The sequence below is a fragment of the Nocardia yunnanensis genome (assembly GCF_003626895.1).
In the GTDB taxonomy this organism is placed as follows: Bacteria; Actinomycetota; Actinomycetes; order Mycobacteriales; family Mycobacteriaceae; genus Nocardia; species Nocardia yunnanensis.
Map to the genome: position 1 here is coordinate 4,248,006 of NZ_CP032568.1, position 13,287 is coordinate 4,261,292.

A 13,287-nucleotide genomic window follows, 5' to 3' on the forward strand; every position below is an offset into this window, starting at 1 on the left:
GGTCGCCGCGATGGCATCGCTCAGCCGGCCGCCGGCACCTCCTCGAGGCTGCGATAGACGTATTTGCCTGCCTCCCGCGCCTGGGCGACCATCCGGTCCGCGCCCTCGGAGGGCCCGCCGATGCGCAGCACCGCATCGCAGCGAGCCAGCAGTTGTTCGGCGACAGGGTGAAAGATCTCGTCGTAGAGCGGATCTCCCGGCCGCGTGCTGCCGGCGGTCTCGAGCAGCGGCAGCGCCAGCGCCTCACCGGTCACCGGCAGATGCCCGGCCCGGAACAGCCGCAGCGCGGTCTCGTTCATGGCGCGCACATTGGCGGCCAGCTTGGCCGGATCGTCGGCGGTACCCGAACGATACGGGCCCGCGACCAGGATCATCTGCGAATTCGACACGGGGACAACTCCTTCGAGTAAGGGTTTCAAATCGTGTGCACCAGGACGCCCGCATCGCGCAGCGCCTCGAGGGTGGGGGGTCCGGCGGGATGGATGACCGGATCCGACGCCGACCGGTCGGTGACGAACTCGTGCGCCGCCCCCAACGGCGCCACCCGGCTGAAGGCCCGCACCCCGAGCTTGGTCGCATCGGCCACCGCCACCACCCGCGCCGACTGCGCCAGCCCCGCCTGCTTGACCGCCGCATCGTCGAGCCCGAACTCCGACCACCCGTACTCGGCGTGCACGCCACCGATCGACAACACGAACACATCGAACGCCAACCCCTCCAGCGCCCGCACGGCCAGCGGACCGACCAGGGAATGCTCACCGTGGCGCACGCGACCCCCGGCCACCAGCAGATCGATCTCGGACTGCTCGGCCAGGCACATCGCCGCCGGCAGGCTCAACGCCGTCACCGACAAGGGCCCGCGCAACGCCCGCGCGACATGCACCGTCGTGGTGCCCGCATCCAGCAGCACACGCGACCCTGCCGGGATCAGCGCCGCGACCGCCGCGCCCAGCCGCTGCTTGGTCGCCGCCGACCACTGCGCGCGATCGTCGAAACCGCCGGCGCCGGCGGGGGATCGGGTCGCGACCGCCCCGCCGTGCACACGCCGCACCAGCCCGCGCTGCGCGAGAGCCTCCAGATCACGGCGCACCGTCATCTCCGAAACACCCAGCCGCGCCGCCAATTCCGACACCGACGCGCGCTCGGCGCCCTGCACCAGCCGCAGCGTCACATCCCACCGTTCGGCAGCATCCACCCACCATTTCTAACATTCACATGTTGGAACGAACAAGATCCTGTTCGAAACATGGTCGCGCCGACCGAGCGCACACGACGATTACCCCACCGGTAATGGATTGCGCACCCGCACAATTCGTAGGATCGGCCCATGGCCACACCCACGGCAGGCGACCTCCTACGGCACTGGCGCACCACCCGACGCCTGAGCCAACTCGAACTCGCCGGCCGCGCCGACACCTCCGCCCGCCACCTCAGCTTCATCGAAACCGGCCGCGCCACCCCCAGCCGCCAGATGCTGCTGCACCTCTCCGACGAACTCGACATCCCCCTGCGCGAACGCAACCGCCTACTGCTCGCCGCCGGCTACGCCCCCGTCTACACCGAACCCGCCCTCGACACCGCCGCCATGGCCCCGATCCGCGACGCCGTCCGCCAACTGCTCACCGGACTGGCACCACACCCCGCCCTCGCCATCGACGCCGCCTGGACCATGATCGACGCCAACGCCGGAATCACACTGTTCCTCGACGGCATCGACCCCGCCCTGCTCACCCCGCCCGTCAACGCCCTGCGCCTGACCCTGCACCCCGACGGCCTCGCACCCCGCATCACCAACCTCGCCGAATGGCGCGGCCACCTGTTCGAACGCCTGCAACGCCAAATCGAGGTCACCGGCGCCCCCGCACTGAGCGCCCTGCTCGACGAACTACGCGCCTACCCCGGCGGCGAACACCCACCCCGCCTCCCCGAACCCGACCAGGCCGTCGTCCCGCTGCGCCTGCGCCTGCACGACCGCGAACTCGCATTCCTCAGCGTCACCACCGTCTTCGGCACCCCCATGAACGTCACCGTCGCCGAACTCGCGATCGAGGCCTTCCTGCCCGCCGACCCCGCCACCGCCACCGCCCTCCACGAACTGCTCGCCACCACCGGGTAGCACCCGGACTCCCGAGACGCGCTCCCCACGCGGCGGATTGCTCGAATCCGCCCCGATCCGACTAGTCGGTCCGACCGACACCGGTCATACCGCACAATGAGAGCCCATGGACGTGCCCGCGCACCTCACCCACCTCACCGGCACACCCATCACCCGGCTCGACCCCCTCGGCCACAGCCACGCCTGGACCCTGCACCGCGCCGAAACCGCCGACGGCCGAACCCTTTTCGTCAAGGCCCACCCCGACGGCCACCACACCGGAATCCTCACCGCCGAAGCCGCCGGCCTGCGCTGGCTCGCCGCCGCCCACCCCGACCTCGTCCCACCCGTCATCGCCGCCGACCCCCACCTGCTCGTCCTGCCCTGGCAACCACCCCACACCCCCACACCCGCCGCCGCCGAAACCCTCGGCCGCGCCCTCGCCACCCTGCACACCGACCACCCCGACACCTACGGCGCCCCCTGGCCCGGCTACATCGCCACCCTGCCCCTCGACAACACCCCCACCACCGGCGACTGGGCGCCCTGGTACGCCCACCGCCGCCTCGCCCCCTATCTCCCCGCCGCCGCCGAAACCCTCGGCCGCGACGGCACCCGCCTCCTCGAACGCGTCCTCGACCGCATCCACGACCTCGCCGGCCCACCCGAACCACCCGCCCGCCTGCACGGCGACCTGTGGTCCGGCAACATCCTGTGGACCGACCACCACGCCCTGCTCATCGACCCCGCCGCCCACGGCGGCCACCGCGAAACCGACCTGGCCATGCTCGCGCTGTTCGGCGCCCCGCAGCTCGACCGCATCCTGGCCGCCTACCAGGAGATCGCACCCCTGAATTCCGGCTGGCGCCAACGCATCCCATTGCATCAACTGCATCCGCTGCTCGTCCACGTCGTCCTGTTCGGCGGCTCCTATCGCGGCATGCTGCTGTCCGCGGCCGCCTCCGCCCTGGCCGCATAGGCGTGCGCCGGCGTCGGGAGCCGTGCGCTAGCGTCGGGGGAGTGCAGCTGCAGCGGATCCACCACGTCGCGATCATCGCCTCGGACTACGAGAAGTCGAAGACGTTCTACACCGAGATCCTCGGACTGCGGGTGATCGCCGAGCACTATCGGGCCGAAAGACGCTCGTACAAGCTGGATCTCGCGCTGCCGGACGGCGGTCAGCTGGAGCTGTTCTCGTTTCCCGAACCGCCGCCGCGGCCCTCCCGGCCCGAGGCGGCGGGGCTGCGGCATCTGGCGTTCGCGGTGGCGGATGTGGAAGCGGCGCTGGCGGAGCTGCGGGGGAGGGGAGTGGCGGTGGAGGAGATGCGCGTCGACGAGTACACGGGGAAGCGGTTCGCCTTCTTCGCCGACCCGGACGATCTGCCGCTGGAGCTGTACGAAGCCTGAACTCGGCCGGGCCGCCCGCCCCGCTATTGCGAACATTAAGAAATGGAACTATGCGCATCTACGCATGTACCCTCCTTCCAGGCAATACCCGCGGCATCACCTCCGACAGCAACCTTCTGACCACATCCATCACCCTCCAACCTCGAAGAAGGGAGCGGCTATTCGATGCCGCTCGGTCGCTGCCCGGGCGGCTCCCATACGATGGGTCGCATGACCAAAGTGCTCCTGAAGACCTCCGCCGGGGACATCACCCTGGAACTGGACGAGGCCAAGGCGCCCAAGACCGTCGCGAACTTCGTCGACTACGTCAAGGCGGGCCACTACACGGACACCGTGTTCCATCGGGTGATCCCGAACTTCATGATCCAGGGCGGCGGCCTGACCGCGGACATGCAGCAGAAGCCTGCCCCCAATCAGGTCGAGAACGAGGCCAACAACGGCCTCAGGAACGACAAGTACACCGTGGCCATGGCGCGCACCTCGGCGCCGCATTCGGCCAGCGCGCAGTTCTTCATCAACACCAGCAACAACGGTTTCCTGAACTACCCGGGCCAGGACGGCTGGGGTTACGCGGTGTTCGGCAAGGTCGTCGACGGTGAGTCCGTGGTGGACTCCATCGAGGGCGTGCGCACCTCCAACAAGTCCGGCCACGGTGACGTGCCGGTCGAGCCGATCACGATTCTCTCCGCCGAACTGGTCTGATCGACCCGTTCCCGCAACGAACGGCCCGGAACCTGCTGGTTCCGGGCCGTTGTCGTTGGTACGTACGGTGTTTGGCGGGTCAGGCGTCGAGGACGCGGACCTCGCGGCGCACCACGGGCGGCTGCACCGACCAGGGGAAGTTGATCCAGCGGTCGGTACGTTTCCACACGTATTCGCAGTTCACTTCGGAGTGCGGTTTCTGGTAGATGACCGCGCAGCGCACCTCGGCGACGTGCGCGGAACAGAAGTCGCGCACCAGTTTCAGGGTTTTGCCGGTGTCGGCGACGTCGTCGGCGACCAGGACGGTGGCGCCGGTGAGGTCGACGGCGCTGGGTACCGGGGGCAGCATGACGGGCATGTCGAGGCGCTGGTCGACGCCGGTGTAGAACTCCACGTTCATGACGTGGAGGTTCTTGACGTCGAGGGCGTAGCCGAGGGCGCCGGCGACGAACAGCCCGCCGCGGGCGATCGACAGGACCAGGTCGGGTTCGAAGCCGTCGTCGGCGATCTCCTGGGCCAGTTCGCGGCTGGCCGTGCCGAAGATCTCCCAGGTCAGTTCTTCGCGATCGCTCATGCCGACTCCGTTCTGGCTGCCGCCGTTGGTTGTTGGGATCATAGGCGGGGGTCAGGGATGGTGGGTGAGGGTGTACCAGAGCAGGCCGAGGGTGGCGAGGGCGAACAGCGGCACCAGCACCACGGTTTCGACCTTGTTGCCGGTGCGGTCGATGATCGGGATGCGGGTGCGGATCTTCAGCGGCCACAGCAGCCGGCAGCCGCGGTCGGTGAGGCAGTCGCCGATCAGGTGGGCCAGGGCGCCCAGACCGACGGAGAACGGCAGCCACAGGGGTTTGTCGCTGATCCAGTGGTCGATGGCGAAGGTGCCGCAGACGGCGAGGATCACCACGGTGCCGTAGGACTTCAGACCCTCGCCGCTGGGCGCGAAGCCGAGGGATTTGATGGCCAGCGCGAGCAGGAAGAACACCAGCGCGAGGGTGAAGTAGCGGCCGAGGAAGTGTTCCCCGGCCCAGGTGCCGTAGGTGACGGCGGCGACGAACGCGAAGGAGTGGGTGCCGTGGCGGTGTCCGCCGGAGATCCACGAGATGAGCCGGCACGCGTAGTGCGAGATCGGTCCCAGCACATGGGAAATGGTGCCGCTGGGGTGATCGGCGTCGGGCAGCAGCGCGGCGCCCGCGGTGAGAAAGGTGCCCATCACGAGATCGACGGAGCCGATGGCCCCGGATTGCACTGCGGGATAGGTCAAGACGGTGAACGGTAGCGCCGCGGCCGCCGCCGACCAGGCGAGCGCGCCGCTGGTCGCATGTGAATGTCCTAGCACCGCAGGAAGGTTAGCGGATCTGACCGACAGTCTATTCGGATGAAGCTGTGAGTCGAGTGTGGTTGCCGGGCAGGTGGTTCCGATGGCGGTCGGCTGTCTGCCTCGAATCCTGTGTCGGGGCATGCTGATTCGCTTGCGGGTGTGGCCGGCGGTTGTCGTGATTGTGTTCCGCGTCGCTTTCCCGGTGCCCGTGCGCGGCCGGTCGGCGCGCTGAAATAGTCTCGGATCGATTGCGCTTTCCGCTCAGAGAGGAACGGACATGTCGGTAGCGTCCGCGGTGAAGGATCAGATCCAGCAGATCGGTGGGGGATTCATGTTCTCGCGGGAAGCGCGAGCCTTCTCCGAGGGGACCGGGGTGCCCGGGTTCCTGCCGGGCTATACGCGTGGGCGCGGTGGTGTGCTGGGCGAGGTGGACGCGGATGTGGTGGCGTCGGCGTTCGGGTTCTTCCGTCCCGAGACGGTGCGGGCGGCGTGGGAGGCCACGGCGGCGGTGCCGGCGGAGGCGGCGGCGCTGGGGTATTTGCAGGTGTGCCAGGATTTCGGTCGCCGCAAGCTGGCGGGTTTCGAGGATGCGGGGCGGCTGGCGGAGTTGCTGCAGCGGGTGGTGGCGGCCGCGGATCCGATCGGTGCGCCGTTGTTCGCGGGCTGGCGGGCGCTGCCGCAGGCCGCCGATGCGCCGGGGTTGGTGCTGCAGCTGATTCACGTGCTGCGCGAGTTGCGGGGCGGTCTGCATCTGGTCGGTGTGCTCGGCAGTGGTCTGACGCCGTTGCAGGCGGTGCTGATCGCGGGTTCGCCGATGGAGTCCGGGACCGATCACGCCCGCAGTTTCGGGTGGCCGGAGCCTTACGGTGAGATCACCGCGGAGCTGAAAGGCCGCTGGATGCAGGCGGAGTCGATCACCGACGATCTGATCGCCCCCGCCTTCGCGGTGCTCGACGACAAGGAGGGCGAGGAGCTGGTGAGCCTGCTCGACGCGTGTCAGGCGACGGTGTTCGGCAGCCGTTGATCCGAGCGCCGGGTGGGTTGCCGGCCCACCCGGCACTCCTGTTCAGCGGTGCAGGAATTCGAGGGTGACGCGTTCGAAGGCTTCCTTCGCCTCGTACATGACCCAGTGCCCGCACCGGGGGAACACGTGCAGTTCGGCGTTGGGTATCTGCCGCAGCGGGATCAGCGCCATATCGGTGGGGCACTGCCGGTCGTCGGCGCCCCAGGTCATCAGCACCGGGCTTTTCACCTTGTGCAGCATCGACCAGTAGGGCGGGGTAGGGGAGTGCTCGAGGAATTGCTGTTGCCGCGCAAGCGCTTCGGACCCATACATGGCCCGCAGGCTGGCTTGGGCGTCCGGCTCGACGGCCGCGGACCAGCGTTCCTCGATGATCTCTTCGGTGATCATCTTGGGGTCGTGGATCATGCACCGCAGCCACCGCAGCAGGCCCTCACGGGTGGGGTGGTCGGCGAATTCCGACAGCAGCCGGGTGCCTTCGCTGGGGTTGGCGGCCAGCAGGCTGTGGCCGACGCCGCCGATGGCGACGATCTTCTCCACGCGCTGCGGGTGTTCGATCGCGACATTGACCGCGACGACGCCGCCCATGGAGTTGCCGATCATGGCGGCGGAGTCGAGGTCGAGGGCGTCCATGAAGCGGACGACGGAGTCGACGGCGGTGAGCACCGGGTGGCCGGGGACGGGGTCGCTGACGCCGAAGCCGGGGAATTCCAGCACGTAGCAGTGGAAGTGGTCGGCGTAGAAGCCGAGGTTGCCGCGGAAGTTGCGCCAGCCGTTGACGCCGATGCCGGAGCCGTGCAGCAGCAGTAGGGGAGGGCCGTCGCCGGCTTCGTGGTAGCGCAGAATGCCGGTGTCGGTGGCGATTTCGCGTCGAGTGTTCTCGTAGTTGACATCCACCCGACCACACTAGAACGAGTTTCAGTTTCGGGGTATGGCCGATCTTGTCCATTGGCAACGGTATTGGTGAGGCATGCTCACATGAAGAAATATGCATGTATCTCAGTGATCTGTCTGCGACGCAGCTTGCGGTTGACGTCACGTCAAGTGATTGCCTGGAGGCATGAACCCGATCCGCAAGACATTGACCATCGGTGAGGTGGCGCGGCTGGCCGGCACCACGACTCGCACGATCCGGTATTACCACCATGAGGGTTTGCTGCCGGCGCCGGAGCGTGATTCGGCGGGGCGCCGGGTCTATCGGTTGGCGCAGGTGACGCGTTTGTTGTGGATTCGGCGGTTGACCGGTGTGGGTTTGACGTTGGGGGAGGTACGCGACGCTCTGGCTGATGGCCACGATATGGGTGAGATTCTGGCGGGCGCCGATGCGGCCTTGGCGGCTCAGCAGCAGCGTATTGCCGAGCAGCGGGAGCTGATTCGCGTCCTGCGTGCCGATCCCAGTGGGCTGGGGTTGGTCACCGCCGACGGTTCGCCGGAGCTGCGGGCGCTACTGGAGCACCACCGTGTCACGGTCGATGACGAGACCTTGCGGCAGTATTTGATTCTCGAGCGGCTGCTCGGCGTGGACGAGGTGGCGCGCATCGCTCTCGGCGACGCGGTGGTCGCCTCCGAGGAGACCATGGCCGCGCAGGCGAAAGGGATCTCGAGCGGCTGTGGACGGAATTGGCCGATGCCGATCCCGAAGACTCCCGGGTGGCGGAATGGGCCGGTGCGAGTGTGCGATTCGCCGAGGCCGCCGCGCGAAGCGAACGCGCCGCGGGTATCGAGGTCGACTCTGCCCACCAGATCCCGGACCCGACCGGCGACACCCAGCAGCTCGCCCTGGCTGCCCTCGAATCCGGCGACGACGCCTCGCCCGCGCAACGGCGCGCCATGGCCCTCTACCTCGATCACATGATGGCCGACCACGACCGGTGACCGTCGCCGCCCGGGGTTTCCCCGCTGCCGGATGCCGGTGGCTACCATCGGATCTCGGGAGGCGAGGGTGAATACGAGTCGAATTCAACGGTTGCGGGACCTGATCGAGCATCCGCGGACCGGGGCGGCCGAGCGTGCGGCCGCGCAGCGCATGCTGGAGCGGATCCTGGGTTCCGGGCCGGTGCGCACGGTGGGGGATCGCAGTTATGGGCAGCGGTTCGAGCGCGGTGGCCGGCATGCGGGTCTGTCGCGGATCGCGGACATGGTGCGGGAGGACATCGCGTTGGCGCGGGTGTTCGCCGAGGCGGTGGTGGCGGGGGAGTTGGCGTCGCGCAACGCGGTTCGGGACGCGCCCGCGGGGATCACCTACACCGTGGACACCCCCTTCGATGCCGGGATCCGGGTCGTGGTCGCCGAGGTGCCGCAGGAGTGGGGGTGGGAGGACAGCGGTGTGGAGTCGCAGGCGTTGCGGCGGTTGGTCGCCGAGCTGCGCGACATCATGGACGCCTACAACCATGACGGCAGCGATATCGGTCGGCGCTTCCACGGTCATGTCGAGGTCCGGGCGTGAGAGCGGATGCGGTTGTGGCGCAACAGAATCGATCGATGCGCCTTGAAACGGGGGATGCGCCCCTGAAACGGGTGATGCCCCCGCACCGAACGGTGCGGGGGCATCACCGGGTTATCCGGTGACCGTCAGACGAGGTCGAAGCGGTCGAGTTCCATGACCTTGGTCCAGGCGGCGACGAAGTCGTTGACGAACTTCTGCTTGGAGTCGTCTTCGGCGTACACCTCGGCCAGGGCGCGCAGCTGCGAGTTGGAGCCGAACACCAGGTCGACGCGCGAGGCGGTCCACACGGTTTCGCCGGTGGTGCGGTCGGTGCCGATGTAGCTGGTGTTGTCGGCGTCGACGGGGGCCCACTTGGTGGACATGTCGAGCAGGTTCACGAAGAAGTCCGTGGACAGCACGCCCGGACGGTCGGTGAACACGCCCTGCTGGGAGCCCTTGTAGTTGGCGCCCAGCACGCGCAGGCCGCCGACGAGGACGGTCATTTCCGGCGCGGACAGGGTCAGCAGGTTGGCCTTGTCGAGCAGCAGGTACTCGGCCGGGATGTTGGCGCCCTTGCCGACGTAGTTGCGGAAGCCGTCGGCGGGGGTTTCCAGCGCCGCGAAGGATTCCACGTCGGTCTGTTCCTGGGTGGCGTCGGTGCGGCCGGGCCGGAACGGCACGGTCACGTCGAATCCGGCTGCCTTGGCGGCGGTTTCGACACCGACGTTACCGGCGAGCACGACCAGGTCGGCGAACGAGACGGGCTTGTCGAAGTCGGCCTGGATGCCTTCGAGCACCCGGATGACCTGGGCCAGCTCGTCGGGCTGGTTGACCTCCCAGCCGGCCTGCGGCTGCAGGCGGATGCGGCCGCCGTTGACGCCGCCGCGCATGTCGGAGCCGCGGTAGGAGGACGCCGCCGCCCACGCGGTCGTCACCAGTTGGGCGACGGTGAGGCCGGAGTCGGCGATCTTGGCCTTGAGGGCCGCTGCGTCGACGTCGGAGATGAGCTCGTGGTCGACGGCCGGGATCGGGTCCTGCCACAGCAGGGTCTCGGCGGGCACCTCGGGGCCGAGGTAGCGGACCTTGGGGCCCATGTCGCGGTGGGTGAGCTTGTACCAGGCCTTGGCGAAGGCGGCCGCGAGCTCTTCGGGGTGCTCGAGCCAGCGGCGGGTGATCTGCTCGTAGATGGGGTCGAAGCGCATCGACAGGTCGGTGGTGAGCATGGTGGGCAGCCACCGCTTGGTGTTGTCGAAGGCGTCGGGGATGATCGCCTGGCCGTCCTTGGCGACCCACTGGTGGGCGCCGGCGGGGGACTTGGTGAGTTCCCACTCGTTGCCGTAGAGGGTTTCCAAAAAGCTGTTGTCCCACTTGGTGGGGGTGGGGGTCCAGGTGACCTCGAGGCCGGAGGTGATGGCGAAGCGGCCGGATCCGGTGCCGAAGGAGGACTTCCAGCCCAGGCCCTGCTCCTCGAGCGGGGCGGCTTCGGGTTCGGGGCCGACGTGGTCGGCGGGGCCGGCGCCGTGGGTCTTGCCGAAGGTGTGGCCGCCGACGATCAGGGCGGCGGTCTCCTCGTCGTTCATGGCCATGCGCGCGAAGGTCTCGCGGATGTCGAGGGCGGCCAGGACCGGGTCCGGGTTGCCGTTGGGGCCTTCGGGGTTGACGTAGATCAGGCCCATCTGGACTGCGGCGAGCGGGTTTTCGAGGTCGCGCTTGCCGGTGTAGCGGGCGTCGCCCAGCCATTCGGTCTCGGGGCCCCAGTAGACGTCCTCTTCGGGTTCCCACTGGTCGACGCGGCCGCCGCCGAAGCCGAAGGTGTCGAAGCCCATGTCCTCGAGGGCGACGTTGCCGGCGTAGACGATGAGGTCGGCCCACGACAGCTTCTTGCCGTACTTCTTCTTGACCGGCCACAGCAGGCGGCGGGCTTTGTCGAGGGAGGCGTTGTCGGGCCAGGAGTTCAGGGGCGCGAAGCGCTGCATGCCGGCGCCGGCGCCGCCGCGGCCGTCCTGGACGCGGTAGGTGCCGGCGGCGTGCCAGGCCATGCGGATGAAGAAGGGGCCGTAGTGGCCGAAGTCGGCGGGCCACCAGTCCTGGGAGGTGTGCATGACCTCGACGATGTCGGCCTTGACGGCGGCCAGGTCGAGGGTCTTGAACTCGGCGCGGTAGTCGTAGCCCTCGTCCATGGGGTTGGCGACGGCCGGGTTCTTCTGCAGGATCTTGAGGTTGAGCTGGTTGGGCCACCACTGGCGGTTGGCGTTGCCGCCCTCGACCGGAGCGGTCATCTTGTCGTGCAAGACGGGGCAGCCACCGGCGGCGGGTTCGGTGTTGGCTTCGGCGATGGGCGGGTGCTCAGGCACGATGTGTCGTCCTTTCGAGGGGGTGTGATCCGGGCTGTCGACCACGGGGTTGGGCGCTACTTTTGTTGTGTGGCAGCGGTTTTGGTGCATTCGGGGCAGAGGCCCCAGTAGACGACCTCGGCTTCGTCGAGCGCGAAGCCGTGGTTGTCGGAGGCGGTGAGGCAGGGTGCGTCGCCGACGGCGCAGTCGACGTCGGCGATCTGCCCGCAGGAGCGGCACACCACGTGGTGGTGGTTGTCGCCGACGCGGGTCTCGTAGAGGGCCACCGATCCCATGGGTTGGATGCGGCGCAGCAGTCCCGCGCTGGTCAGTGCGCGCAGGACGTCGTAGACGGCCTGGTGCGAGACTCCGCCGAGGGTGCGGCGGACCAGGCCCAGGATGGATTCGGTGTCGGAGTGGGGATGCTCGTGCACCGCGGTCAGCACCGCCAGCCGCGGTGCGGTCACACGCAAAGCGGCCCCGCGCAACATGCGCTCGAAATCCGTAGGCGTGGGCACGACGCAAAGTCTGCCCCTTTTTCTGGAATGAATCAAGTCTGCGTCGAGCGGACTTGCGAACCCCGCTGGCCGCGCCGCCGCCGACCGCGCGACGAGCACGGTCCATCTTGCGCGACATCCGCGCCGGCCGCAGCCGAGCGCGCTCAAACTGTTCACCGCCGAGCTCTCCGCCGACCCCGAGGTGCGCGCCCGATTCCAGCGGGAAGCCAATACGGTTGTGCGCCTGGACCATCCGAACATCCTCGCCGTCCGCGACCGGGGGATGGCCGAGGGTCGGCTGTGGATCGCGATGCCCTACGTCGACGGCGGCGACGCCGCCCGGCTGGACCCGCGCGCACTGACCGTCGAGCGGGCCGTTCGGATTCTCGCCGAGACCGCCGCCGCGCTGGACTTCGCGCACAGCCGCGGCATCACGCATCGTGACGTCAAACCCTCCCACCCCGGTTCCCGCGCTGCAACGAGTGACCGGTGCGCTACTGCTCGTGACGGCAGTCCTGACGGTGGTGGCCGCGCCGCTGACATTGTGCACCCGAAGCAGCGTGTCTTCCGCCCGGGACGGGAAGCGCCTCGAGGTGTGGGACAGCTGGCGGCACACCGCGATTCAAGGCTACGGCTGGGCAGCGCACCTGCTGGCGGGTGCGCTGGCGCTGAGTGCGTTCACCGCCTTCCTCGCGGGATTGCTGCTGTTGGCCGGTGTGGGCGCCACGCATCGAGGCGTGCGCCGGTTCGGTGCCCTGGCCGCCGGGATGTCGAGCGCGGTCGCCGCCACGACGGTCGGTTTCGTGCTCGCACTGAAAGCCGGCGACATCGACACCATGAGCACCCGGCACTACCCGAGCGGGTACACCGAAACGCTCGGAAAGTTCGTCACCACACCGAAAGCCGGCTTCTGGGTGCTTGCAGTGGTCGCGGTCATCGCGGTGGGCGCCGCGCTGAGCGTGTTCGTGGGGGAGCGGACTGTCGCGCCCACACCGCGGCGTGCCGGCGATGTCGCCGGGTCGGTACTGTTGCTCGCCGCGACCGCGTTGGCGCTGGCCGGGTCGTTCGTGCCGGTGGACGAGTCGCATCGGCGGGGTCTGTCGACCGTGCTGGCCGCGCCCGGATCGGCGACGCCGCTGTGGGTGGTGAACGCGCCGGTGATTCTCACTGCGATCCTGGCCGTTGCCGCCGCCTGCGGGCTGTGTGCGCGAATTCAGCGGGGGCGGCCGGTTTTTCGGGTGCTGGCCTGGATGTCGGCCGGTGGCCTGTTCGGTTTTCTGGTGACCACGCTGCTGGAAGCGGTCTCGCAGATGCTGCTGCGGCACGACTGGCTGCTGCACTACGCGAGCGCCTTCTGGTATCTGACGGCCGCTGTGGTCATGGTGCTCGTGGCGATGATCGCGGGGCGCGTCCCGGATCCTCGTGTCTCAGGCCCCCAGGGCCCCCAATTCTTGGGGCACAACTGACGGTGGGGGACTGTTAACGCTTT

General features: G+C 68.6%; 15 protein-coding genes and 2 pseudogenes. 10 read left to right on the plus strand and 7 right to left on the minus strand.

All coding sequences use genetic code 11. From position 1 onward, the window contains the following. Positions 1-20 precede the first annotated feature (20 nt). Complete coding sequence (locus D7D52_RS19905) at positions 21-389, minus strand: hypothetical protein (protein ID WP_222932648.1); 369 nt, start codon at positions 387-389, stop codon at positions 21-23. 26 nt (positions 390-415) lie between these two features. Beyond that, positions 416-1,195, minus strand: a complete 780-nt coding sequence (locus D7D52_RS19910; protein ID WP_120738527.1) for a DeoR/GlpR family DNA-binding transcription regulator — start codon at positions 1,193-1,195, stop codon at positions 416-418. A 132-nt stretch (positions 1,196-1,327) separates the two neighbouring features. Here D7D52_RS19910 and D7D52_RS19915 point away from each other — a divergent pair, with 132 nt between their 5' ends. From D7D52_RS19915 to D7D52_RS19930, 4 genes are all read left to right on the plus strand, one after another. Next, positions 1,328-2,116 carry a helix-turn-helix domain-containing protein gene (locus D7D52_RS19915; protein ID WP_120738529.1) on the plus strand — a complete coding sequence of 263 codons (789 nt, stop codon included), beginning with the start codon at positions 1,328-1,330 and terminating at the stop codon, positions 2,114-2,116. Between the two features lie 106 nt (positions 2,117-2,222). Beyond that, positions 2,223-3,074 carry a fructosamine kinase family protein gene (locus tag D7D52_RS19920; protein WP_120738531.1) on the plus strand — a complete coding sequence of 284 codons (852 nt, stop codon included), beginning with the start codon at positions 2,223-2,225 and terminating at the stop codon, positions 3,072-3,074. Between the two features lie 41 nt (positions 3,075-3,115). Beyond that, the gene (gloA2, locus tag D7D52_RS19925) at positions 3,116-3,502 is read left to right on the plus strand and encodes an SMU1112c/YaeR family gloxylase I-like metalloprotein (protein ID WP_120738533.1); all 387 of its coding nucleotides are present in this window, start codon (positions 3,116-3,118) and stop codon (positions 3,500-3,502) included. A gap of 210 nt (positions 3,503-3,712) precedes the next feature. Next, positions 3,713-4,204 (plus strand): peptidylprolyl isomerase, encoded by a 492-nt coding sequence (locus D7D52_RS19930; protein WP_120744286.1) that lies wholly within the window; start codon positions 3,713-3,715, stop codon positions 4,202-4,204. A 79-nt stretch (positions 4,205-4,283) separates the two neighbouring features. Here the strand turns inward: D7D52_RS19930 and D7D52_RS19935 are convergent, their stop codons facing one another. Beyond that, positions 4,284-4,778, minus strand: a complete 495-nt coding sequence (locus D7D52_RS19935; protein ID WP_120738535.1) for a phosphoribosyltransferase — start codon at positions 4,776-4,778, stop codon at positions 4,284-4,286. Between the two features lie 51 nt (positions 4,779-4,829). Then, positions 4,830-5,540 (minus strand): metal-dependent hydrolase, encoded by a 711-nt coding sequence (locus tag D7D52_RS19940; RefSeq protein WP_120738537.1) that lies wholly within the window; start codon positions 5,538-5,540, stop codon positions 4,830-4,832. Between the two features lie 259 nt (positions 5,541-5,799). On the opposite strand from D7D52_RS19940, the gene D7D52_RS39920 reads away from it, so the two are divergent. Continuing rightward, positions 5,800-6,546, plus strand: coding sequence for an SCO6745 family protein (locus D7D52_RS39920; protein WP_120738539.1), 747 nt, complete (start codon positions 5,800-5,802; stop codon positions 6,544-6,546). A 42-nt stretch (positions 6,547-6,588) separates the two neighbouring features. Here the strand turns inward: D7D52_RS39920 and D7D52_RS19950 are convergent, their stop codons facing one another. Continuing rightward, complete coding sequence (locus tag D7D52_RS19950) at positions 6,589-7,440, minus strand: alpha/beta fold hydrolase (protein WP_120738541.1); 852 nt, start codon at positions 7,438-7,440, stop codon at positions 6,589-6,591. Between the two features lie 163 nt (positions 7,441-7,603). On the opposite strand from D7D52_RS19950, the pseudogene D7D52_RS40365 reads away from it, so the two are divergent. The 3 genes and pseudogenes from D7D52_RS40365 to D7D52_RS19960 all read left to right on the plus strand — a co-directional run. Beyond that, positions 7,604-7,816, plus strand: a pseudogene (locus tag D7D52_RS40365) (helix-turn-helix domain-containing protein); the annotation flags it as partial. Between the two features lie 347 nt (positions 7,817-8,163). Then, positions 8,164-8,418 (plus strand): hypothetical protein, encoded by a 255-nt coding sequence (locus D7D52_RS39270; RefSeq protein WP_246023174.1) that lies wholly within the window; start codon positions 8,164-8,166, stop codon positions 8,416-8,418. Positions 8,419-8,485: 67 nt separating this feature from the next. Further along, entirely contained in the window at positions 8,486-8,989 is a 504-nt protein-coding gene (locus D7D52_RS19960) for a hypothetical protein (RefSeq protein WP_246023175.1), read from the plus strand. 125 nt (positions 8,990-9,114) lie between these two features. Here the strand turns inward: D7D52_RS19960 and katG are convergent, their stop codons facing one another. Together katG and D7D52_RS19970 are read right to left on the minus strand one after the other, a co-directional pair. Further along, positions 9,115-11,247: a catalase/peroxidase HPI gene (gene katG, locus D7D52_RS19965; protein ID WP_425464686.1), complete on the minus strand. Its 2,133-nt coding sequence runs from the start codon at positions 11,245-11,247 to the stop codon at positions 9,115-9,117. 131 nt (positions 11,248-11,378) lie between these two features. Further along, entirely contained in the window at positions 11,379-11,819 is a 441-nt protein-coding gene (locus D7D52_RS19970) for a Fur family transcriptional regulator (RefSeq protein ID WP_120738549.1), read from the minus strand. Between the two features lie 31 nt (positions 11,820-11,850). On the opposite strand from D7D52_RS19970, the pseudogene D7D52_RS40370 reads away from it, so the two are divergent. Together D7D52_RS40370 and D7D52_RS19975 are read left to right on the plus strand one after the other, a co-directional pair. After that, positions 11,851-12,243 (plus strand): annotated as a pseudogene (locus D7D52_RS40370) (protein kinase domain-containing protein); the annotation flags it as partial. Positions 12,244-12,301: 58 nt separating this feature from the next. After that, positions 12,302-13,264 (plus strand): hypothetical protein, encoded by a 963-nt coding sequence (locus D7D52_RS19975; RefSeq protein ID WP_246023176.1) that lies wholly within the window; start codon positions 12,302-12,304, stop codon positions 13,262-13,264. Positions 13,265-13,287 lie beyond the last annotated feature (23 nt).

Coding starts and splice junctions, on each gene's coding strand:
- D7D52_RS19915 (WP_120738529.1), top strand. CDS start 1,328: ATGGCCACACCCACGGCAGGCGACCTCCTACGGCACTGGCGCACCACC.
- D7D52_RS19920 (WP_120738531.1), top strand. CDS start 2,223: ATGGACGTGCCCGCGCACCTCACCCACCTCACCGGCACACCCATCACC.
- D7D52_RS19930 (WP_120744286.1), top strand. CDS start 3,713: ATGACCAAAGTGCTCCTGAAGACCTCCGCCGGGGACATCACCCTGGAA.
- D7D52_RS19935 (WP_120738535.1), bottom strand. CDS start 4,778: ATGAGCGATCGCGAAGAACTGACCTGGGAGATCTTCGGCACGGCCAGC.
- D7D52_RS39920 (WP_120738539.1), top strand. CDS start 5,800: ATGTCGGTAGCGTCCGCGGTGAAGGATCAGATCCAGCAGATCGGTGGG.
- katG (WP_425464686.1), bottom strand. CDS start 11,247: ATGACCGCTCCGGTCGAGGGCGGCAACGCCAACCGCCAGTGGTGGCCC.